The following is a 20,999-nucleotide window of genomic DNA, read 5'->3' on the forward strand; positions in this document are numbered from 1 at the left end:
GTGCGGTCCACGCGGTTCGCTCAAGGAGGAGCAGGCCATGCGGGTAAGCGGGGCAGTGGTGGTCATCGCGGTGCTCGGCGGCGGGTCGGGGTCCGACCTCGCGCGCCGTTTCGCCGCCGCGGGCGCGGCCGGTCTGCTGATCGCGGATCTCCACCCCGGGGTGGCCGAGGACCTGGCCACCGAGCTGGACCGGCCCGGCTGCCCGGTGGTCGGGGTGAGCGCGGACGTCCACCAGCCCAGCGACGTCGCCGCGCTGGTGGAGACCGCCCGCAAGCACCTCGGCCCGATCGACCTGTTCGCGGTGGCCGGACCGGACGGCGAGCGCATCGTGGCGCTCGCCGACCTGCCCGACCACCTCGAACCGCTGGCCGAACTGCTGGCGCTGGTCGGCGAGGCGATCAGCGAGGTCGTCCCGGCCCAGCGCCGGGAGTCGGTTCCGGCTCCTGCCGCGCCGGTGGCGGCGCCGCGGGGCTGAGCACCTCCCCCGCCGCGGGCCGGGGGCCGGCCGCGCCGACCGTCCCGGCCGCGCCGACGGGGCCGTCCGGCTCCGGCCACAGCAGGCACAGCGCCGTGTGGACGAGGGCCGCGGCGCCGAACGAGACCGGCAGGCTGAGGTCGACGCCCGCCGTCAGCTCGGCCAGCGGGCCTACGTACAGCGGGTTGTTGACCCAGAGCACGCCCAGCACGCCACCGGTGACGAAGGCCGCCACCGCTCGCGGGTTGAGCCCCCCGGTGTACCAGTAGCGGCCCGCCGGCGCGCCGTCCGGGGCGAGTTCCGCCGGGTGGTACCGGCCCCGGTGGAACAGGTAGCCGACGGTCAGGACGGCCGCCCACGGCGCCACCGCGGTGAGCAGCAGCGAGACGAACGCGGACATCGAGTCCATCGCGTCGTACACCACCGCGCCGAGGTAGAGCGCCAGGATCGAGGGCACCGCGACCGCGAGGGTGGCGGTGGCCCGCGAGGTGCGCCAGAACAGAGAGTTGACCGAGAGCCCGGCCGCGTACAGGCACAGCCCGCCCTGCGGGAGGGTGCCGACCAGGCCGAACACCACGATCACCGGGACGCTCCAGCCCGGCACGGCGTCGGTCAGGCCCTGCAGCCAGAGCGGGTCGGTGGGGAAGAAGGTCGTCACGTACGCGCCGACCAGCAGGGCGGCCACGCAGGTGAGGAACATGCTCGTCCCCGCCCACAGCAGCACCGGCCGGTCGCCGCGGCGGCCGGACATGTAGCGGCTGTAGTCGCCCTGGAAGGTCGCGTACGACAGCGGCGCCGCCGCCGAGGCGGTGGCGGCCAGCAGCCAGGTGGCGCCCGTACTGCCGAGGGCGAGGTCGCCGCCGCCGTAGCCGGGTTCGAACCCGGGCGCCAGGACGGCGACCAGGAACAGCAGCACCAGGCCGCCCAGCACGGCGGTGGCCTTGTAGGTGCGGACCAGGGCGTTGTGCCCGAGCGCCGCGACCAGGACCACCGCCACCGCGGCCGCCGGCATGGCCAGGGCCAGCGGGCCGCGGCCCACCGGGGTGCCGATGATCTGGTGCGCGGCGACCATCACCGCGGTGCCGCCGGTCCACACCGAGATGGCGAAGAAACCGATCGCCACCGCGATGGTGATCACGTTGCCCAGTACCCGGCCGCGGACGCCGAAGTGCGCGCCACTGGCCATCGGGTCGTTGAGACCGGTCCGCAGGCCGAAGCGGACCAGCGGGAGGACCATCAGCGTGCCCACCGCGACGCCGACCAGGATCGCGGTGCACGCCGCCCACCAGCCCAGGCCGTAGCTGACCGGCAGCGCGCCGAGCACGACGGTGCCGAAGCAGAACTGGGCGGAGGACCAGATCCAGCCGAACTCGCCGGGTCTGGAGGTGCGTTCGGACTCGGGGATGGGGTCGATGCCGTGCTGCTCGACCTGGGGGCCGCGGGAAGCGGCCCCCAGGTCGGACAGGTCACGGCCCTGCGCCGTCACCTCGCCCCGTCGGCCAGGGCGGCGGCCTCGCGGCTGCCGTCCGAGCCGTCCGCGACCACCGCGACCACCCGGAGCGGGTCGCAGGCCGGTCCGGCGGTGCGCCGGCCCGAGTCGAGGTCGAAGGTCGAGCTGTGCAGCGGGCAGCGGATCCGCAGGGTCTGCTCGTCCACGTGGCCGAACAGCAGCCGGCCCTTGCGGTGCGGGCAGGCGGCCTGCACCAGCACCCGGCGGCCGGCGAGCTCCACCAGGACCAGCTGGTCGGTCACCTGGCGCACCCGCGGTCCGGCGGCGGCGGTCATGACGCCGCCCCCGCCCGGGCCCGCGCGTGCGCCACCGCCGCGTCGTTGGCCTCGCCGACCACGGCGCTGGTCAGCGTGACGCCCGCCCACACCTTGGCCAGGTCCGCCCCGAGTTCCTCGTCGTAGGCGCGGATCGCGGAGCGCATCTGGCGGCTGTGGTACTGGTCGATGTAGAGGTGCTCGGTGAAGTACTGGTGGTGGGTGATGCCGAGCCGCCTGGCCGCCTGGGCGAAACCCTGGAAGCCGTACAGCACGCTGGCCTCGAAGTAGGCGTAGGCGCCGAGGAAGTACTCCGGCGACTCGGCCCGGGCGGCCAGCCAGTGGAAGAGGTTGACGTAGGCGAGGCCGGCGGCGCCGGTCCCGTCGATGTAGTCGTCCAGTTCCACGGACATCCCGAGCTCGGTGAGCAGGTCCCGGTAGAGCTGGGAGTGCGCCTGGTCCTCGTTGCCGCAGCCGAGTTCGTCGATCAGCACCCGGAAGACGGCCATGCCCGAGCGGTACGGCAGCCGGGGCACCACCGGCAGCAGCGGCTGGGACTCGATCAGCCCGTCGACCGCGAACTGGGCGACCACGGACTTGAACTCGTCCCGGTCGGCGGTCAGCGCCAGGTAGTCCTGGCTGGGCGGGATGTCCGCCTGCTCCGCCGCGTGCAGTTCGCCGAGCGCCTTCATCAGCGCCCCGACGGACCCGAACTCCGGTGCCGCGGCGGCGTGTTCCGCGGCCAGCCGGCCGACCCAGGCCTCCTCGGTGGCCCGCATCCAGCCGTACTCCTCGGCGGTCGGCAGCCGGCGGTTGAGCCGGAACAGCCTGCGCTGGTCCCGGAGTCGGGCCTGCGCCTCGGTCTCCAGGGTCGCGCTCACCGCTCGGCCACCACGTCCGGGAAGGCGATGACCTCGCGGCGGTGCAGCTCCTGCTTGACGTAGCGGTACCAGTCGTCGCGGAAGATGCCGTACCGCTCGCAGGCCTCGTCGACCCGCTTCTGCACCTCGGGCGCCGGGTCCACCAGGACGGCGTTGCACAGCGCCGGGTCCAGGTTGGCCAGCGGACCGATCATGCCCGCCACGCCGGGGACGTCGGAGAGCAGGTTCTCCCAGCCCTCGAAGACCGGGATGGTGAGGGCGGCCGCGGCCCGCCGGGTGTACTCGGCGGAGCCGCTGGACTCCTTGATGCCGACGATGCCAGGGAGTTCGCAGATCCGCAGCAGGGTCTCCAGCTCGATCCTGTTCCCGGAGACCGCCTCCTCGTTGTAGAGGAAGAGCGGGATCGGCACCTCCGCGCGGATCCGCCGGTAGTGCTCGTGGATCTCGTCCTGGGAGATGTCCGACCGGAACGGGGTCGTCACCACCGCACTCGCGGCGCCCAGGTCGAGGGCGACTCTCGCGCGTTCGATCACCGCGTCGGTGTCGGGCAGGTGGATGCCGGCCAGCACCGGCAGCCCGTCCGCGTACCGGACCGTGTACGTGATCATGTCCCGCCACTGGGCCTCGCTCAGCTTCCAGCCCTCGCCGGAGCTCAGCGCCGGCATCAGGCCGGTGACCTCGGCCCGGACCGACCCGATCAGACGGGCCACGCTCGCCTCGTGGACCCGGCCGTCGGGATCCACCGGCGTGACCAGCGGAGCGATCGTTCCGGAGTACGTCATGACTTCTCCTCAGAGCCGGAGGGCGGCACCCGCAGGGCCAGCGAGTCCTGGTAGAGCGGTTCCAGCAGGCCGGGGAAGACGGGCTCCCGGGCCGGCAGGGGCACCGTGGCGACCGGCAGCCCGGGCATGGCGCGCAGCGCCGGGTCCGCCGTGACCAGCGTGCCGCCCCGGTTGACCACCTGGCCGAGCAGCAGCCGCTGGGTGAGCGGGAGGCCGGCCAGTTCGGGCGTGCCGGCCGCGGCCGCGAGGTCGCCGTCCGAGTAGCCGATCCGGTCGATCCGCATGTCGGTGTGGAGGTTGTCCATGAAGGGGTAGTAGGCGTCCTGGATCTGCCGGGAGTACTGCCAGACCAGGTTGTCGCACCAACCGACCTGCTCCAGGCTGAGGATCACCCGGCCACTGAGCCGGCTGACGAAGAACTCCTTGAAGCTCCGCCGCACCGTCTCGTCGCTGCTGTGCATCGCCATGAAGGCGGTGCCGTCGATGAAGGTCTCAGAGCTGCTCATGGCGCTTCAACACCTCGCGGAGCCGCTCCATCGCCGAGGCGAAGACCTTGGGCTCACGGGCCAGCGCGAGGCGCACGTAACGCTCCCCACGGCTCGGCTCGTTCCAGTAGAAGAAGGTGCCGGGCAGCACGTACACCTCGGAGTCGTACAGCTCGGCCTGGAGCGCCGAGGCGGTCAGGTGCTCGGGCTTGATCCGGAACCAGGCGACGCTGGTGTTGACCACCGGCGTCTGGTACTCCAGCACCGCGCCGTCCAGGGCCCACTCGGCTGCCCGGCGGTTCTGGGTGATGATCTCGCGGACGGACTCGAAGCCGTCCTCGATGGAGTCCTCGATGTACTGGGTCACCATGTTGAGGACGAACGGCGAGACGTTCAGCAGGACGCTGGTGTGCAGGTTGTAGACGTCCTCGTGGATGTCCCGGCTGGCCGTGATCATCGCGCACTTGGCGTCCTGGATCGGCCAGGTCTTGCCGGTGTCCTCGATCACCATGTAGGTGACGCCGGACTCCTCCAACAGCTGGTAGACGTCCACCCGCCCGATCTCCGGATCGCACAGGGCGAAGGAGGCGAAGCAGAAGTCGATCATCAGCAGCTTGTCGTGGTCGACGCAGTAGCGGATGACCTCGCGGAAGCCGTCCAGCCCCTGCGCGAGCAGGGTGAAGCCGGTCGGGTTGTTCGGGTCGACCAGGTAGATGGCGTCGGTCTCGACGTTGGCGACCAGCCCGTCGTAGATGCCGGCCGTCTCGGCCAGGGTCTGCTCCGGGAGCGGTTTCAACGGCACCTGCATGTTGCGCAGCAGGTCGGTGAGGTTGTCGAAGCAGGGCTCGATGAGCGAGACCGTCATCTCCCGCCGCTTCAGGTACATCGCGGCGACCATGGTGGCCACGCTCGCCGAGTACGAGAGCAGGGTCCGGCCCATCGTGCGGGCGGTGGGCTGGCGGTGCAGCCGGAAGAAGGCGTCGATGAACTGCGCCTCGAAGTAGGACTGCTGGTTCTGCTCCGACTCGTACCAGAGCTCCGGCAGCCGGCCCACGATCTTGTCCTGGCTCGCCGACTGGCGCTGGTGCGTGTGCGCGTCGGCCAGGTTGAACCTGGTCTTGAGTGCTTCGATCTCGTGCTGAGTCAGGTCCACGAAGGAGCTGACGTCGGAGGTGCTCGTGCTCGACATAGCAATATCCCCCTTGCTGCTGATCGAATTACGGGTGATGAAGATTCGATCAGGTCAACGACCTTCGAATCTTCGTGCATCACCCTAGAGGAGCATCGCCGCGCCCAGGGGTAACAGAACGATAACTTTGAATTTACATTCAGCGCCCGAGATTGGTTCGTGATGAGAGCTTCCGGGCAGCGCGAATAGGCACCCCGGAGCCACCGGGATGCCTATTCGAGATGCGCTATGAAAATACGTTCCGACGGCCGCGAACCGTGCCGCGGCGTATCGGACGGCGGGGAATCAGACCACGGCGGCCCGCTGGAGCAGGTCGTCGAAGGCCTTCGGGTCGTCGCTCTCGATCACCGGCCAGCCGATGCCGTAGCCGCCCTCCCAGCGCACCTTGATGCCCGGGTTGGCGTGGTCCGTGCCGTCCGGCAGGAACAGGTGCGGACTGCAGTCGACCCGGTCCGTCGCGGAGACCGCCGCCTGCGCGGAGAGCTCGCTGCGCGCCCGGCCGTCGTTCAGGGCCGCCTCCAGCTCGTCGACGTCGACCACCTCGGCCGAGCGGGCGGCCTCCAGGATCACCTTGCGGTTGCTGATGCAGCGGGACTCCGCCCAGAACGCCCGGCGCAGCGCCAGGTCCAGCTGCTCGGCGGCGCGGAAGCTCTGCGCCTTGGCGGCCTGCACCGCCTCCAGCGCCGGAAGCGTGGTCGAGGGGTACAGCCAGTCCTTGGCCTGCCAGAGCTGCCAGCCGGCGCCGGGCTCCAGGCTCGCGTTCCGGGCCACCTCGCTGTCGGTGCCCGGCCGCGGGCTGGGCGCGTTGTTGAGCAGCTCCAGCGGGAAGGCCCGGTGGTCGAACCAGACCTTGCCGTCCAGGCCGAGGCGGGTGCGGGCGGTGTGCAGGCGGTGCACGGCGATGTGCGCGAACGAACACCAGATGTCGGAAAAGACGGTGATGACACCCGGCTGCGGGGTGAGGTCGGCTGCGGACATGGGGTGGCTCCTGTCGAACGGTGCGGATGGTGCGGGTGCTGCGGGTGCTGCGGATGGATCTGCCTGCGGGTTCGCCCCGGAACCGCCGGGACGGCGGTGCGGCCCGGGACTCATGAGCCCACCGAGGAGCCGGCCTCGTGCGCGGCCAGCGCCGCGTCGAGGTCGAGGTCCGCGTCGGCGAGCCAGGCGGGGAGCGAGGGGATCTCGGACATCGCGGTGAACAGGTCGTCGACCCGCCCCTCCACCGTCGGTCCGTGGGCGCTGAGCAGCCGGGCCGGCCGCAGCCCGGCGATCGTGGCGAGCACCCGCCGGAACTTCTCCTCGCCGGCCACCGCCGTCCAGGGGGCGATGGCCCGGTTGAGTATGGAGAATCCGGAGAAGAACTCGTCCTCCGGTATTTCCGACAGGTGCTGGGCGGACTCCGACACCACCGTCCCGAAACTGTCCGAGCTGTACAGCGTGCCGTCCGAGTGATCGAACAGCGCGACCGTTCCCGGGGAATCGTAGGTCGGTGGACGATGGAAGCTGATCGTCCGGTCGGGGAGTTTCCAGGTACCCCCGGGATTGACCGTGACCACCCGCTCACCCGGTATGTGGAATTCCTCTCCCAGCCGGGTCAGCGATATCGGGTTGGTGATCAGCCGGGCCTGCGGAGCCGCCTCCAGAATGGCCGGAAGGCTGCCCGTGTGGTCCCGGTCGTCGTGGGTGACGACCACCCAGCGCAGGTCGGCCGGGTCGATGAGGTCCCAGAGCGCCTGCTGGAACGCCACCCGGTCCACCGGCATGCCGGTGTCGACCAGGAAGGGCTCCGCGCCGCGGACCAGGAAGGCGTTGACCGCCTGCAGGCCGAGCCCCGGGATCGGCAGGTCGGACGGGATCACCTGGATGTCCGGGCCGGCCTGGTAGCTGTCTCTCATGGATGGGACCTCCGAGCTGGACGTCGACGGGACGGGAGGTTCGGGACGGTCGTCGCGGCACCGGTTCACCGGCGCGCCGGCGGAACTGCGGCACTGCGGCACTGCGGTACTGCGGGAGGGACGTGCCGGACGGACGCCCGGGGGCCGGGCCCGGGCGTCCGCGCGGCCACGGCGGCCGGGCCGGCGATCAGGACAGCTGGATCGCCAGCGAGCCGCCGATCAGGCAGACCAGACCGATCAGCCGGGACGAGTTCAGCGCCCGCTTCGGCAGCCGGAACAGGCCGTTGTGGTCGATGACGGCCGAGGTGAGCTGCTGGCCGGTGACGGTGAGCGCCACCGTCACCGCCGCGCCGATGCTGGGGATGAGCATGAAGGTGCCGGTCACGTAGGCGGCCGCGCAGGCGCCGCCGAGCCAGCCCCACCAGGGCATCTTCTTCAGCGGCGCGACCTTCGGCGCCGGCGTGCGGTTGGTGGCCCGCAGCGCCAGCAGCACCACCGCGATGGTGAACGTGGCGACCGTGAAGCTGATCGCCGCGACGGTGACCGGCGCGTTGAGGTCGGCGCGCAGCTTGGCGTTGATCGCGCCCTGGATCGGCAGCACGCCGCCGGCCACGATGCCCAGGGCCAGCCAGCCCACCCGGCCGGCGGTGCTCAGCTGCGCGGCCCCGGGAGCGGCCCCCGACGCGGCCTTCAACTGGCCGCGGACGATCACGACGATGCCGACCAGCACCGCGATCGCGCCGAGCACGATGCCGATCCCGACCGGCTTCTTCTCCAGCCCGAACAGGCCGAGCAGGTCGATGCCCAGCGAGGCGAACATCTGGCCGGTGACGAACAGGCCCACGCTGACCAGCGCCCCCAGGCGTGGGAACAGCAGGATGCCGCTGGTGATGTAGAGCGGGCTCGCCAGGCCACCGAGCAGGTGCCAGCCCTCGACGTCCGAGAGCTTGCCCAACGCGCCCAGGGTGCCGAAGACGGCGGCGATGACGATCAGGATGCCGGTGGCGACGCTGAGCTGGACGGTCGAGGCCCCGTACGGGGTGCCGACCGCCGAGTTCAGCTGCAGATTCACCGAGGCCTGGACGGCCAACAGGCAGCCGACCAGCAGGGCAACGGCGAGCAGCGCGCTGTGCATGGCCTCGTCCTCTCAGAGTCAAACGGACAGTGTGTCCATTTAGAGTACACGCGGAGCGGCTAAGTGGACAGTCGACTCAGTTTCTTCTGCGTCGGGTAGTAAGCTCGAAAACATGCACAGCGGGCAGCACCGACGCGATCTGGCCATGACGACAGGCCTGCCGGTCCCCACTCCCCCGGCGCAGGCGAGGCCCCGTGAACGGGCCGACGCGGCGCGCAACCGCGCCCAGATCCTGGCGGCGGCCGAGGAGCTGTTCGCCACCAGGGACCCGGCCACCATCACCATGGAGCAGCTGGCCAGGGCGGCCGGCGTCGGCCGCGCCACGCTCTACCGGCGCTTCCCCGATCCCGCCGCGGTCGCGGTCGCCCTGCTGGACGAGCACGAGTACCGGCTCCAGGAACAACTGCTCAGCGGCCCCCCGCCGCTGGGGCCCGGCGCACCCCCGGGGGAACGGCTGGCCGCCTTCTACGTCGCCGCGATCGACCTGCTGGAACGTCACCTCCCGCTGGCCCTCGGCGCGGAGACCGGGCCGGCCCGGTTCACCTCGGGCGCGTACGGGTTCTGGCGGGTCCACATCCGGACGCTGCTGGTCGACGCGGACGTGCCGGACCCGGACGCCCACATCGACCTGCTGCTGGCACCGCTGGCCCCCGAGCTCTACGACTTCCAGCGCAACCGGATGGGGATCAGCAGCGACCGGATCATCGCGTGCGTGGCGGGCATGGCGCGGCGCTTCATGCGGTAGGCCTGCGGCGGGCGGGGCACGTGCGGGTGTTCGGGCGGGTGTTCGCGCAGGTCCCCGCGCCCCTCGAAAACGCGGGCGCCCGCCCACGGAGCCGTGGGCGGGCGGTTGGTGTTCGCGCGGTTCCCCGCGCCCCCGAAGGCCGAGCGGCGCCGGCGGCCGCTCAGGCGGGGAGGCCCTCGGCGGTGCGGACGGCGGTGCGGTAGCGGCGGGCGGCGGCGCGGAGGGCCGCGTCCACGTCGATGCCGGCGTCGTAGCCGCGCTGGGCGACGGCCAGCAGGAGGGCGCCGGCCGAGTCGTCGGTGAGCCGGTCGGGCAGTTCCCAGGGCTGGTCGGGCACGCCGGTGAAGTCCGCGCGGCGGACCCGGGAGACCAGCTTGGCCGCGTACGCGAGGGCGGGCAGCCCGGCCGGGACGCCGTCCAGCACGGACTCGCGCTGCTTCTCGGCGGCCTTCAGCTGCTCCCAGTTGGCCTCGACCTGCTCGGACCCGGTGGCCGTCACGTCGCCGAAGACGTGCGGGTGGCGGTACATCAGCTTCTCGACGATGTCGCCCGCGACGTCGTCGATGGTGAACGGGTCCTCCAGGTGCTCCTCGGCGATCCGGGAGTGGAAGAACACCTGGAGCAGGACGTCGCCGAGCTCCTCGCGGAGCGTGACGCGGTCCTCCTCCTCGATCGCCTCGACCAGCTCGAAGGCCTCCTCCACCAGGTACTTCACCAGGCTGGCGTGGGTCTGCTCGGCGTCCCAGGGACAGCCGCCGGGCGACCGCAGCCGGTCCATCACCGAGGCCAGGTCGAGCAGCCGGGCGCCGGGCAGGTCGTACGAGCCGGGCAGCACCTCGATCTCGGGCGCGGAGCCGGCCTCCTCCACCGAGATCCGGGCCAGCGCGTCGGTCAGCCCGGGGTCCCCGTCGGGGCTGCCGAGCCAGAGCACCGGGGCGGCCCCGGCCAGCCGGCGGGCCAGTGCGGCGGCGGTCCCGCGCTCGACCAGCTCGACCTCGACCCCGGCCTGCCGCAGCGCGGGCAGTTGGGGGTGGGCCGGGTCACCGGCGAGCACCCGCGGGGCGCCGCGCAGCGCCTCCCAGGCGGGCCAGGAGAGCAGGCCGGGGGCCACCCGGTGGGTGGTGGTCAGCAGGGTGAGCTTCGGAGTGTCCACCCCCCGAACCTACCCGGCCCGGCGCACCGGCCGGGCGGGCCGGGCGGGCGGGCCGGCCGGGCGGGCCGGCCGGGCGGGCCGGCCGGGCGGGCCGGCCGGGCGGGCCGGCCGGGCGGGCGGGCGGGCCGGCCGGGCGGGCGGGCAGGGCGAGCGGGCAGGGTGCGGGCAGGGCGGGCCGGTCAGTAGAGGGTGCTGTTCTGCGGCAGCCAGTCCTCGACGGCGTCGGTGAGCCCGATCTGTGCCGGGTCCCAGTGGCCGTAGCGGGGGTTGACCTCGATCCTCAGCGCCGTTCCGGCCGTCACCAGGGCCTTGCGGATCGCCGCGTCCCCGGCCGCCGACCGGGCGTCCTGGCCGTCGGCGGCGGCGAGCTTCTGCAGGCCGAGCTGCTGCCGGTAGAAGTCCTCGATGCCGGTGGCCGGCACGCCCTGCTTGCCGAGCAGCTCGCGCTCCAGCGCGTCCGGGCCGCCCAGCAGCTTGGCGTCGGCCTCGCGGGCCTGGTCGATCTCGGTCCGGGAGACGGAGGCGCCGCGGTCGGCCAGCGCCCGGGCGATCACCCGGTCCAGGACCAGCTCGGCCACCGTCCGGCGGGCCAGCCCGGCCCGCTCCGCGCGGGGGCCGCCGGGCTGGGCGGCGGACGCGTCCCGGACGGCGGTGACCTTGGCCTCCACCGCGGACACGGTGATCCGCTCGTCGCCCACCACCGCGGCGGCGCCCTGGTGGGCCGGGCCGCTCCCGCAGGCGGTCAGCAGGGCGGCGAGGGAGAGTCCGGCCGCCGTCCCGGCGAGTCGGCGGGCGGCGGAGCTGGTGCGGATCACGTGCGGCCTCCAGTGTCTGGCTGTGGCTGGTGCGGTCCCCGGTGGTTCTCCTGACACGGACAGACAATAGGGAGCCGTGCGGCCCGGTGCCAGACCTTGGTCCGAACGGGTCACCCCCGGTGGCGTCCGGACGGCGCCGCCCGGACGGCGGCGGGGCCGGTGGCCGGAACCACCCGCCCCGCCCGGCCCGTCACCGCTTCGCGCCCGCCAGGTCGTCGAACATCGTCCCGAGGAACTCCCGGCTCCACGCCAGCAGTTCGCGACCGACCAGCGGCTTGCCGCCGATCCGGCCACCGCTGCTCGGCCGCGGCACCAGCAGCTGCGCCGCGGCGGCCTTCACCTGGCTGCGGGGGTAGAGCCGGTTCAGCCGCAGCTCCTGCGACTCCCGCAGCTCGACCGGGCCGAAGCGGACGAAGTTCCCCTGCAGGGTGATGTCCCCGATGCCGCAGCGCCGTGCGTACAGCCGCAGCGCGGCCACCAGCAGCAGGTTCTCCACCTGCTCGGGCAGCTTGCCGTAGCGGTCGGAGAGCTCCTCGCGGACCTGGACGATGTCCTCCTCCGAGTTGACCGCCGCGATCGACCGGTACGCCTGCAGGCGCAGCCGCTCGCCGGGGGCGTAGTCGTGCGGCACGTGGGCGTCCACCGGCAGCTCGATCTTCACCTCCAGCGGCTCCTCCTCCGCAGCGGCGCCGCCGTTCGCCAGCGAGTCGCGGAACTCCGCCACCGCCTCGCCGACCATCCGCATGTAGAGGTCGAAGCCGACGCCGGCGATGTGCCCGGACTGCTCGCCGCCGAGCAGGTTGCCGGCGCCCCGGATCTCCAGGTCCTTCATCGCGACGTACATGCCGGCGCCCATCTCGGTGTGCTGCGCGATGGTCGCGAGCCGCTCGTGCGCCGTCTCGGTCAGCGGCTTCTCCGGCGGGTACAGCATGTACGCGTACCCGCGTTCGCGGCCCCGCCCGACCCGGCCGCGCAGCTGGTGCAGCTGGGACAGGCCGAAGGTGTCGCCGCGCTCCACGATCAGGGTGTTGGCGTTGGAGATGTCGATGCCGGACTCCACGATGGTGGTGGAGACCAGCACGTCGAACTCCTTCTCCCAGAAGTCGACCACCACCTTCTCCAGCAGGTTCTCCCCCATCTGCCCGTGGGCGGTCGCGACCCGCGCCTCGGGGACGAGGTCCTTCAGCCGGGCCGCCGCCTTGTCGATCGACTCCACCCGGTTGTGGATGTAGAAGACCTGGCCCTCGCGCAGCAGCTCCCGCCGGATCGCCGCCGAGATCTGCTTCTCGTCGTACGGGCCGACGAAGGTCAGCACCGGGTGCCGCTCCTCCGGCGGGGTGGTGATGGTGGACATCTCGCGGATCCCGGTGACCGCCATCTCCAGCGTCCGCGGGATCGGGGTCGCCGACATGGTCAGCACGTCGACGTTGGCCCGCAGCTTCTTCAGCTGCTCCTTGTGCTCGACGCCGAAGCGCTGCTCCTCGTCGACGATGACCAGGCCGAGGTCCTTGAACCGGGTCTCCGCGGAGAACAGCCGGTGGGTGCCGATGACCACGTCCACCGAACCCTCGAAGAGCCCCTCCAGGACGGCCTTCGCCTCGCTGTCGGTCTGGAACCGGGACAGCGCCTTCACCACCACCGGGAAGTTGGCGTACCGCTCGGCGAAGGTGGAGAAGTGCTGCTGCACCAGCAGCGTGGTCGGCACCAGCACCGCCACCTGCTTGCCGTCCTGGACCGCCTTGAAGGCCGCGCGGACCGCGATCTCGGTCTTGCCGTAGCCGACGTCGCCGCAGATCAGCCGGTCCATCGGGACGGACTTCTCCATGTCCGACTTGACCTCGGCGATGGTGGTCAGCTGGTCCGGCGTCTCCGCGTACGGGAAGGCGTCCTCCAGCTCGCGCTGCCACGGGGTGTCCGGGCCGAAGGTGTGGCCGGGGGCCGCCATCCGGGCCGAGTAGAGCTTGATCAGGTCGGCGGCGATCTCCTTGACCGCCTTCTTCGCCCGCTGCTTGGTCTTGGCCCAGTCCGCGCCGCCGAGCCGGTGCAGGGTCGGGGCCTCGCCGCCGACGTACTTGGTCACCTGGTCCAGCTGGTCGGTCGGCACGAACAGCCGGTCGCCGGGGTGGCCGCGCTTGGCCGGGGCGTACTCCAGCACCAGGTACTCACGGGTGGCGCCCTGGACGGTGCGCTGCACCATCTCCACGTACCGGCCGACGCCGTGCGCCTCGTGCACCACGTAGTCGCCGGCGGCCAGGGCCAGCGGGTCGATCGCGTTGCGGCGCCGCGACGGCATCCGGCGCATGTCCTTGGTGGAGGACCGCTGGCCGGACAGGTCGGTCTCGGTGACGACGGTCAGCTTCAGCGTCTCGTCGACGAAGCCGTGCTCGATCGAGCCGCAGGAGACGTACACGACGTCCCGGGTCGGCGCCTCGGCGAGATCGGCGACCAGCCGGGCCGCGATGCCCTCGTTGCCGAGCACCTCGGCCAGCCGGGAGGCCGGACCGTGGCCCTCCGTCACCATGACGACCCGCCAGTCGTCGGCCAGCCGCTCCTTGGCGTCGGCGATCGCCCGGGCGGTGTCGCCGCGGTACGCCTCCACCGCGTGCATGCCGAGGGTGAGGGTGTTGGCGTCGCTGTACCGATCAGCGGCTTCGCCACGGGCCGGCACCTCGCCGACCGCGGCGTCACTGGTGGCGAACGGGCTGACCGACCACCACGGCAGCCCGATCCCGGCGGCGTGCTCGCGCACGTCGGCCAGCGACCACAGCGAGGCCGCCGAGACGTCGATCTGCTCGATGTCGATCGGCCGGTCCGCGCCGGCCGCCGCGGCCACCCAGGAGGCCTGGAGGAACTCCTGGCTGGTCGCCACCAGGTCGGCAGCCCTGGTGCGGACCCGCTCCGGGTCGCAGACGACCGCGATCGACCCCTTCGGCAGCACGTCGAGCAGCAGTTCCATGTCGTCCACCAGGACGGGCGCCAGCGACTCCATGCCCTCCACGGCGATGCCCTGGGCGATCTTGTCCAGGATCTCGGCCAGCTCCGGGTGCTCCTCGGCGAGCGCCCCGGCCCGGGCCCGTACCTGCGCGGTGAGCAGCAGCTCCCGGCAGGGCGGGGCCCACAGACCGTGCTCGGCGATCTCCAGCGAGCGCTGGTCCGCCACCTTGAAGTAGCGGATCTCCTCGACGTCGTCGCCCCAGAACTCCACCCGCAGCGGGTGCTCCTCGGTCGGCGGGAAGACGTCCAGGATGCCGCCGCGGACGGCGAACTCGCCGCGCTTCTCGACCAGTTCGACCCTGGCGTAGGCGGCCGCGGCGAGCCCCCGGGCGACCTCCTCCAGGTCGTGCTGCTCGCCCCGGCGCAGCGCCACCGGCTCCAGCTCGGCCAGCCCCTTCACCTGCGGCTGGAGCACCGAGCGGACCGGGGCGACCACCACCTGGACGGGCCCGGCCGCCGGGTCGTCGGCGCGCGGGTGGACGATCCGGCGCAGCACCGCGAGGCGGCGGCCGACCGTGTCGGAGCGGGGCGACAGGCGCTCGTGCGGCAGGGTCTCCCAGGCCGGGAACTCGGCGACGGCGTCGGCCGGCAGCAGCGACCGCAGGCTGGCGGCGAGGTCCTCCGCCTCCCGGCCGGTCGCCGTGACGGCCAGCACCGGGCGGCCGCGCCCGCCGGCGCCGGCGGCCAGCGAGCGGGCCAGTGCCGCGATCGCGAACGGCCGGGCGGCGGGCGGCCCGACCAGGTCGAGGTGTTGGCGGCGGCCGGTGGCCGCCGCCTCGACCGCCTCGGCGAGGGCGGCGTCCCGTACGACGACATCGAGCAGTCCGGACAGGCTCATGAAGTCTCTTCTTCGCTCCGTGGCTGGAGTGGCCCGGGGCCGGAGAGCCCGGCCGGGCAACGCGAACAGCCCGGCACGCGCTGCGCCCCGGGGGTGTCCAGCCTACGCCGCGGCACGCGCCCGCACCCGGCGCACCGGTCGCCGCCGCCCGCGCCGCCCGGTGCGGGCGGGCGACCAGAGATCATGAAGTCGACATACTCCTGTCACTGCCCGTCCATGGTGGCCGCGCAGGATGGTTCCCGTGCCCGCCGCACCCAACCGTGGGGGATGGCTGCAGCGGGACCGTTCGTATTCCGATGGGGGTCGGAATGCGAGGCCGGGCGGCCCTGGGTGGGGGCGCCCGTGCCCCCACGCCGGGACCTCGGCGCCCTTTCCTGGAGGGCGCCGAGGGTCTCGGCCCGCCGGCGTTCCCGGCCCGATTCCAAAGGTTGGGATGATCCCGCTCTGCCCGTTGTGCACGCGTTTCCGCGAAGCCGCCCGCGCCGGGTCCGCGCTCCGTACCCTCGTGTGAAGGCGGTGTGGGGCAGCCCTGAACACGGTGTGGGCGTCACCGCGACGGAGGGGGTACTTCAGTCATGCGCGTGGTCATCGCAGGCCAGGGCTACGTCGGTCTGCCGCTGGCGGTCCGGGCCGCCGAGGTGGGGCACGAGGTCGTCGGCTACGACGTGGACGACCGCCGGATCAAGCGGCTGGCCGTCGGCGAGTCGTACGTCGAGGACATCCCCGCCGAGCGGCTCCGGCCGCTGCTGGACAGCGGGGCGTACCTGCCCTCGGCCGAGCCCGGGGACGTCGCCGGCTTCGACATCGCGGTCATCACCGTGCCCACCCCGCTCCGGGACGGGGTGCCCGACCTCTCGTACATCGAGTCCTCGGCCCGGCTGCTCGCGCAGCACCTGCGGCCCGGGGCCACCGTGGTGCTGGAGTCGACCACCTACCCGGGGACGACCGAGGAACTGCTCGCGCCGCTCCTGGAGGAGGGCTCCGGCCTGCGCGCGGGCGAGGACTTCCACATCGGCTACAGCCCCGAGCGGATCGACCCGGGCAACCCGACCTGGAAGCTGGAGAACACCCCCAAGGTGGTCTCCGGCACCACCGCGGCCGGCCTGGCCGCCGTCGACGGCTTCTACGGCGGGCTGGTCGAGCGGACGGTGCCGGTCTCCTCCTGCAAGGAGGCCGAGCTGACCAAGCTGCTGGAGAACACCTTCCGGCACGTGAACATCGCGCTGGTCAACGAGCTGGCGATGTTCGCCCACGACCTCGGCATCGACGTCTGGGAGGCGATCGACGCCGCGTCCACCAAGCCGTTCGGCTTCCTGCGGTTCACCCCCGGCCCCGGTGTCGGCGGGCACTGCCTGCCGATCGACCCCTCCTACCTGTCCTGGCGGGTCGAGCGCGCGCTCGGCCAGTCGTTCCGGTTCGTGGAGCTGGCCAACGACGTCAACAGCCACATGCCGGACTACGTGGTGCGGCGGCTGACGGAGGCGCTGAACCAGCGCCGCCGCGCGGTCAACGGCTCCCGGGTCCTGGTCCTCGGCCTGGCGTACAAGAAGAACACCGGTGACGCCCGGGAGACCCCGGCCGCCCGGGTCGTGGAACTGCTCACCCGGATGGGCGCCGAGGTCCGCGCGGCCGACCCGCACGTGGTGGTCGGCGTCCACGTGGCCGAGCCGGAGATCCCCGGTCAGCGCACCGCCGAGCACGACGGCCACGGCGGCGGCCCGCTGGCCGGTGTCCGCCGCGTGGAGGCGACCCCGGAGGAGCTCGCCGCGGCCGACGCGGTGATCCTGCTGGCCGACCACGACGAGTTCGACTACGAGGCGGTGGTCGAGCACTCCCGGTACGTGCTGGACTGCCGCCGCCGGCTGACCGGAGCGGCGGTCGAGGTGCTCTGAGCCGGTGGGGACGCGTCGGGGCCGGGGGCGGCCGAGCCGCCCCCGGCCCCGACGCGGTTCCGGTTCAGCCCCGGCGGATGACCCGGCCGGCGTCGTAGTCGGACCCGTCGTCGATGATGACGATCTTCGGCACGATCCTGGTCTCGACCTCGGAGGCCGGTGCCGCCGGTGCGGCCGGTGCCTCGGCGGCGTCCAGCGGCGCCTTGCGGGCCCACGGGGGCGTCTCGGCCGCGGGCAGCGCGTCGGGCAGCGGCGGCACGGCCGGAAGCCCGGCGGTGTCCGCCTCCGAGCCGGGCGCGGGCAGCGGCGCGGCGGCGGGAGCGGCAGCAGGAGCGGGAGCGGCGGCGGCCGGTGCGGCGGCGGGAGCCGGCGGCAGGGCGGGCTGGGCCTCGACCGCGCCGACCGCCGCGCCGGTCAGCGCCGCCAGGGTCTCCTTGATGTGGTCCAGGTGCGTCTGGACGACGTCGAGCCGGGCCGTGAAGTCGCGCTGCTCGCGCTCGCTCGCGGTGCGGATCCGCTCGGCCTCGTGACGGGCCTTCATGATCATCTCGTCGGCCTTGCCCTGCGCCTCGCCCTCGATCCGGCGGATGTCCGCGAGCACGGTCTCCCGGTGCTGCTCGGCCTCCCGCAGGCGGCGCTCCGCGGTGGCCGAGATCTTGGCGTCCTCGCCGTCGGCCTTGGCCTCGGCCGCCGCGAACATCTCGTCGGCCCGGCGCCGCAGCTCGGCGAGCTTGCCCTCGGCCCGCTCGCCGGCCTCGGCCGCCTCCACCCGGGTGCGGGCGGCGTCGCCGGTGCCGCCGTCGCGGATCGTCCGGGCCTCGTGGTCGGCCTCGGCCCGCAGTCGCTCCCCCTCCGCCCGGGTGCGCTCCTCGGTCCGGCGGGCGGCCTCGTCCGCGTCCCGGCGGACCGTCCCGGCGTACTCCTTCGCGGCCCGGTCGGCGTCCTGGCCGGCCTCGTAGGCGGTGTCCCGGGCGTCCTCCGCGGCCCGCTCGGCCGCCGTCCGGACGGCCAGCGACTCGGCGTCGGCGATCGCCATCAGGGCGGCCGCCTGGTCACTGAGCCGGCCGTAGTCGGGTTCCGGGGCCTCGGCGGCGGCCTGCACCACCTCGGCGAGCCGGTTCTCCATCTCGCGCAGGCCCGCGCCGAGGACACTCAGCCGCTCCCAGGCCCGGTCGCGGTCGACACTCAACGCGTCCAGCGTCCGGTCGACCTGCTCGGGTGCATAGCCTCGCCGGGCAACGGTGAAGCCGGACGGGGAGACGGCATCGCTCATCGGCTCTTCCTTCGTGCTCGCGGGCTGCGCAGCCCTCATCCGATGTGGTCGTCGAGGACTCATACTGCCCATCCTCTTGCCCTATTTTGCGCAGATACGCTGGAAAGCCAAAGAAGGCGATGCCGCGCCACCGACCGGAGGGGCCGCACCATGGGCGACAGGGCCCCTTCGTATCCGCACCTGACGCTGTTACATCAAGCCGTCCCAGAACTGTTCCACCAGTACCGCCCACCAGCTCTCCGGTGTGTAGAGCGCCGCCGGGTCGACGGCGATCAGCTGGGCTTGGAGGTCGGTCGTCCAGCGGCCGGCCTGTTCGGGCGTCAGCCCGTACCGCAGGCGCCACATCCGCCCGAGCACCGCGAGGCTGCGGACGAACTCCGGCACCCCGGTGTTGACGAAGCGCGGCGCCTCACCGGACCCGTCCAGGTCCACCGCGACCACCGCCGCGGTGCCGTACTGCACGCACAGCTGGCGGCCGTAGTCGTTGCCGAGCACCAGGTAGCCGCCGAAGTCCGGGGCGGCCGGGCGGCCGCGCTCCGCGGCCAGCTCGGCCAGCGTCGGGATCGGCCGGCCCTCCTGGGCCTGGGCCCAGAAGAACGGCGCGAACTCCCGCGGGAGTCCGGCCCACATCAGGGTCTGCGACACCGGCTCGGGTACGCCCTGCCGGGCGACCGCGCGCTGCTCGAAGCGGAACACGCCCGGCCCGAAGGCCTGGCCGAGCTCGCCCGCGAGCTGCTGCGGGGCGAGCGGCGGCAGCTGCGGGATCATGCCGGGGGCGGGCAGCGGCACCCGGACCGGCCGGGGCCGCTGCGGGGCCGCCGCCAGCTGGTGCAGCTGGTCCAGGTGGTCGTTGAGCTGGGCCATCCCGGCCTGCCGGGCCCGCTGGTCGCGGCCGTACGGCACGGTGTGGCTGATCCGCACGTTCGGCCAGGAGGCCTTGACCATGCGGGCGCAGTAGCCGCCCGGCAGGTCGCAGAGTTCCAGGTCGGTGTGCAGTTCCAGCACCTGGTCCGGCGGCACGTTGAGGGCTCGCAGGTCCTGCAGCGCCTTCCACTCCGGGTGCGGGGTGCCGGGCTCGCTGCGGTGCAGCAGGGTCTGTTCGGAGCCGTCCGGGCCGCGGTAGCTGACCACGGCCTGGGTGCCCGGGCCGATCGCGGGCGTGCCCGGTGCCGCCGGGGCCGGCGGCGGCTGGACGCCCTGCGGCACGGCCGGCGGGGCCATCACCGGAGCCGGCGCGGGCACCCCGCCCGGGACGGGGTAGCCGTAGCCGACCGGCGGCGCGCCCGGGCTCGGGACCGCACCCGGCGGGGGCGGCGGAGGCAGCGGCGGGCCGCCGGCCGACAGATCGACGGCCGGGGTCGCCAGCTGGGTGGCCTGGTACGCCACCTCGGAGGCGGCCGGACGCGGCGGCTCGGCGGCCGGACGGGCGGCGCCGGGGTTCAGCTCGGTGGGGACCGGCGGCGGGGGCGCGCCGGCACCGACCCGGCCGCCCGCACCCGGGCGGCCGGCCGCGGAGCCGTGCAGGTCGGCGGGGGCCGGCGGCGGCGGAGCGGTCGGGGCGTTGCGGCCGGTCGGCACACCGGGTGCGGCGCCGCCGCCGGCGGGGCCGCGGCCCAGGTCGGTGGGCGGGGGCGGCGGCGGGACCGCCGGGCCGGAACGGCCGAGCCCGGGTGCCGGGACCCCCGGGACGGGACCGCCGGGTACGCCGGGCGCGCCGGGCAGGCCCATCAGCCCGGGCGGGCCGTCGGAGGCGAGCATGGTCGGCGCGTACTCGATCGACGGACCCTGCGGGGCGGCCGGAGCCGGCCCGCCGAGCGGGCCGTCGGGCGTCGCCAGCATGGTCGCCGCGTGCTCGATGGACGGCACGGGCGGGGCGGGTGGGCCGGGCGGGGCGGCCGGCGGCGGGAAGCCGGGCGGGGGCGGCGGGGCCGCGGACAGGTCGGGCGCTCCGGTGAGGAAGCCCTCGGGCATCGGCATGGTCGCGTCCGCCGGCACCGGCGCCGCGGCGGCGGGCCCGACGGGCCCGGGCAGCGCCACGGTCAGACCCTCGGAGTTCGCGGCGGGCACGGGCGGGGCGCCCAGGCCGTAGCCACCGGGCATCGGCACGGTCAGGCCCTCGGAGCCGGGCGACGACGGCGGCGGCGCCAGCATGGTCGGGGCGTCCCCGGCGGGCCGGTCCGAGGCGGGCGGCTCGGACAGGTGGGCCGGCTCCGGCAGCGGGGCGGGCGCGGCCGGGGCGGGCGCGGGGGCCGGCGTCACGGCGGCCGTCTGCGCGGCCAGCTCGGCCGCCTCGGCGGCCAGCGCGTCGGCGCCGGCCTGCTCGAACCACTGCGGCGGGCTGAGCAGGAAGGAGGTCGCCTCGACCGCCCCGGGCACCGGCCGGGCCGCGCCGGCCGGGTTGGGCTCGCTGCGGCTGCCGTACCGCTCCTCGAACTGGCGCACCACCTCGTTGACGGGCAGCGGCGGCCAGAGCGTGCTGGCCCCGCTGTCCCGGGTGATCACCAGCCGGGGGCCGCCGCCCTCGGCCGCCGGGCCCTCGGCGCGGTCGTCGGCCCAGCAGACGAAGCCCAGGTCGAACTCGCGCACCCGGACCTCACGGTGCTGGGAACGCGGCACGCCGCCGTTGATCCACTCCTCGGCGGTCTCCTGAGCCTGCGCGTAGGTCGTCACCACGCCCCCTCCA

At 73.7% G+C, this 20,999-nt stretch carries 17 protein-coding genes; 3 read left to right on the forward strand and 14 right to left on the reverse strand.

Annotated features, from left to right (window positions below; genetic code table 11):
• Positions 1–37 precede the first annotated feature (37 nt).
• Positions 38–475, forward strand: a complete 438-nt coding sequence (locus ACIOFR_RS07850; protein ID WP_400993312.1) for an SDR family NAD(P)-dependent oxidoreductase — start codon at positions 38–40, stop codon at positions 473–475.
• Here ACIOFR_RS07850 and ACIOFR_RS07855 read toward each other — a convergent pair.
• The 9 genes from ACIOFR_RS07855 to ACIOFR_RS07895 form a co-directional block, all read right to left on the reverse strand.
• Positions 399–1,961 (reverse strand): purine-cytosine permease family protein, encoded by a 1,563-nt coding sequence (locus ACIOFR_RS07855; RefSeq protein WP_400993315.1) that lies wholly within the window; start codon positions 1,959–1,961, stop codon positions 399–401. The two genes, ACIOFR_RS07850 and ACIOFR_RS07855, sit on opposite strands and share 77 nt — an antisense overlap.
• A complete protein-coding gene (locus ACIOFR_RS07860; RefSeq protein WP_400993318.1) occupies positions 1,958–2,260 on the reverse strand; it encodes a Rieske (2Fe-2S) protein in 303 nt (100 codons plus the stop codon). The genes ACIOFR_RS07855 and ACIOFR_RS07860 overlap by 4 nt, the downstream gene beginning before the upstream one ends.
• Positions 2,257–3,120 carry an iron-containing redox enzyme family protein gene (locus ACIOFR_RS07865; protein ID WP_400993321.1) on the reverse strand — a complete coding sequence of 288 codons (864 nt, stop codon included), beginning with the start codon at positions 3,118–3,120 and terminating at the stop codon, positions 2,257–2,259. The genes ACIOFR_RS07860 and ACIOFR_RS07865 overlap by 4 nt, the downstream gene beginning before the upstream one ends.
• Positions 3,117–3,902: a dihydrodipicolinate synthase family protein gene (locus tag ACIOFR_RS07870; protein WP_400993324.1), complete on the reverse strand. Its 786-nt coding sequence runs from the start codon at positions 3,900–3,902 to the stop codon at positions 3,117–3,119. The genes ACIOFR_RS07865 and ACIOFR_RS07870 overlap by 4 nt, the downstream gene beginning before the upstream one ends.
• Positions 3,899–4,408, reverse strand: a complete 510-nt coding sequence (locus ACIOFR_RS07875; RefSeq protein ID WP_400993326.1) for a DUF6190 family protein — start codon at positions 4,406–4,408, stop codon at positions 3,899–3,901. Before ACIOFR_RS07875 ends, ACIOFR_RS07870 begins: the two co-directional genes overlap by 4 nt.
• Positions 4,395–5,576 (reverse strand): aminotransferase class I/II-fold pyridoxal phosphate-dependent enzyme, encoded by a 1,182-nt coding sequence (locus ACIOFR_RS07880; protein ID WP_400993329.1) that lies wholly within the window; start codon positions 5,574–5,576, stop codon positions 4,395–4,397. Before ACIOFR_RS07880 ends, ACIOFR_RS07875 begins: the two co-directional genes overlap by 14 nt.
• Positions 5,577–5,861: 285 nt before the next feature.
• Complete coding sequence (locus ACIOFR_RS07885; RefSeq protein WP_400993331.1) at positions 5,862–6,554, reverse strand: DsbA family protein; 693 nt, start codon at positions 6,552–6,554, stop codon at positions 5,862–5,864.
• A gap of 110 nt (positions 6,555–6,664) precedes the next feature.
• Entirely contained in the window at positions 6,665–7,471 is an 807-nt protein-coding gene (locus ACIOFR_RS07890; protein WP_400993334.1) for an MBL fold metallo-hydrolase, read from the reverse strand.
• 187 nt (positions 7,472–7,658) lie between these two features.
• Positions 7,659–8,606, reverse strand: a complete 948-nt coding sequence (locus tag ACIOFR_RS07895; protein ID WP_400993336.1) for a DMT family transporter — start codon at positions 8,604–8,606, stop codon at positions 7,659–7,661.
• Positions 8,607–8,751: 145 nt separating this feature from the next.
• On the opposite strand from ACIOFR_RS07895, the gene ACIOFR_RS07900 reads away from it, so the two are divergent.
• Complete coding sequence (locus ACIOFR_RS07900) at positions 8,752–9,351, forward strand: TetR/AcrR family transcriptional regulator (protein WP_400993983.1); 600 nt, start codon at positions 8,752–8,754, stop codon at positions 9,349–9,351.
• Positions 9,352–9,511: 160 nt separating this feature from the next.
• On the opposite strand, the gene ACIOFR_RS07905 is transcribed toward ACIOFR_RS07900, so the two are convergent.
• The 3 genes from ACIOFR_RS07905 to mfd all read right to left on the reverse strand — a co-directional run bounded on the left by ACIOFR_RS07905 (position 9,512) and on the right by mfd (position 15,151).
• Complete coding sequence (locus ACIOFR_RS07905) at positions 9,512–10,504, reverse strand: MazG family protein (protein WP_400993338.1); 993 nt, start codon at positions 10,502–10,504, stop codon at positions 9,512–9,514.
• A 179-nt stretch (positions 10,505–10,683) separates the two neighbouring features.
• Positions 10,684–11,319 carry a hypothetical protein gene (locus tag ACIOFR_RS07910; protein ID WP_400993341.1) on the reverse strand — a complete coding sequence of 212 codons (636 nt, stop codon included), beginning with the start codon at positions 11,317–11,319 and terminating at the stop codon, positions 10,684–10,686.
• A 190-nt stretch (positions 11,320–11,509) separates the two neighbouring features.
• Positions 11,510–15,151: a transcription-repair coupling factor gene (mfd, locus tag ACIOFR_RS07915; RefSeq protein ID WP_400993344.1), complete on the reverse strand. Its 3,642-nt coding sequence runs from the start codon at positions 15,149–15,151 to the stop codon at positions 11,510–11,512.
• A gap of 575 nt (positions 15,152–15,726) precedes the next feature.
• Between mfd and ACIOFR_RS07920 the strand changes: the two genes are divergently transcribed.
• Entirely contained in the window at positions 15,727–17,043 is a 1,317-nt protein-coding gene (locus ACIOFR_RS07920) for a nucleotide sugar dehydrogenase (protein ID WP_400993347.1), read from the forward strand.
• Between the two features lie 64 nt (positions 17,044–17,107).
• Here ACIOFR_RS07920 and ACIOFR_RS07925 read toward each other — a convergent pair whose 3' ends face one another.
• Positions 17,108–18,316, reverse strand: coding sequence for a hypothetical protein (locus tag ACIOFR_RS07925; protein WP_400993349.1), 1,209 nt, complete (start codon positions 18,314–18,316; stop codon positions 17,108–17,110).
• Positions 18,317–18,505: 189 nt separating this feature from the next.
• Positions 18,506–20,989: an SUKH-4 family immunity protein gene (locus ACIOFR_RS07930; RefSeq protein WP_400993351.1), complete on the reverse strand. Its 2,484-nt coding sequence runs from the start codon at positions 20,987–20,989 to the stop codon at positions 18,506–18,508.
• Positions 20,990–20,999: the final 10 nt, after the last annotated feature.

The sequence above is a fragment of the Kitasatospora sp. NPDC088346 genome, assembly GCF_044740765.1.
GTDB lineage: Bacteria > Actinomycetota > Actinomycetes > Streptomycetales > Streptomycetaceae > Kitasatospora.

What these genes read in the sequence shown, in the direction of transcription:
- ACIOFR_RS07850 (WP_400993312.1), top strand. Translation starts at nt 38, where the DNA reads ATGCGGGTAAGCGGGGCAGTGGTGGTCATCGCGGTGCTCGGCGGCGGG.
- ACIOFR_RS07860 (WP_400993318.1), bottom strand. Translation starts at nt 2,260, where the DNA reads ATGACCGCCGCCGCCGGACCGCGGGTGCGCCAGGTGACCGACCAGCTG.
- ACIOFR_RS07870 (WP_400993324.1), bottom strand. Translation starts at nt 3,902, where the DNA reads ATGACGTACTCCGGAACGATCGCTCCGCTGGTCACGCCGGTGGATCCC.
- ACIOFR_RS07875 (WP_400993326.1), bottom strand. Translation starts at nt 4,408, where the DNA reads ATGAGCAGCTCTGAGACCTTCATCGACGGCACCGCCTTCATGGCGATG.
- ACIOFR_RS07880 (WP_400993329.1), bottom strand. Translation starts at nt 5,576, where the DNA reads ATGTCGAGCACGAGCACCTCCGACGTCAGCTCCTTCGTGGACCTGACT.
- ACIOFR_RS07885 (WP_400993331.1), bottom strand. Translation starts at nt 6,554, where the DNA reads ATGTCCGCAGCCGACCTCACCCCGCAGCCGGGTGTCATCACCGTCTTT.
- ACIOFR_RS07890 (WP_400993334.1), bottom strand. Translation starts at nt 7,471, where the DNA reads ATGAGAGACAGCTACCAGGCCGGCCCGGACATCCAGGTGATCCCGTCC.
- ACIOFR_RS07895 (WP_400993336.1), bottom strand. Translation starts at nt 8,606, where the DNA reads ATGCACAGCGCGCTGCTCGCCGTTGCCCTGCTGGTCGGCTGCCTGTTG.
- ACIOFR_RS07900 (WP_400993983.1), top strand. Translation starts at nt 8,752, where the DNA reads ATGACGACAGGCCTGCCGGTCCCCACTCCCCCGGCGCAGGCGAGGCCC.
- mfd (WP_400993344.1), bottom strand. Translation starts at nt 15,151, where the DNA reads ATGAGCCTGTCCGGACTGCTCGATGTCGTCGTACGGGACGCCGCCCTC.
- ACIOFR_RS07920 (WP_400993347.1), top strand. Translation starts at nt 15,727, where the DNA reads ATGCGCGTGGTCATCGCAGGCCAGGGCTACGTCGGTCTGCCGCTGGCG.
- ACIOFR_RS07925 (WP_400993349.1), bottom strand. Translation starts at nt 18,316, where the DNA reads ATGAGCGATGCCGTCTCCCCGTCCGGCTTCACCGTTGCCCGGCGAGGC.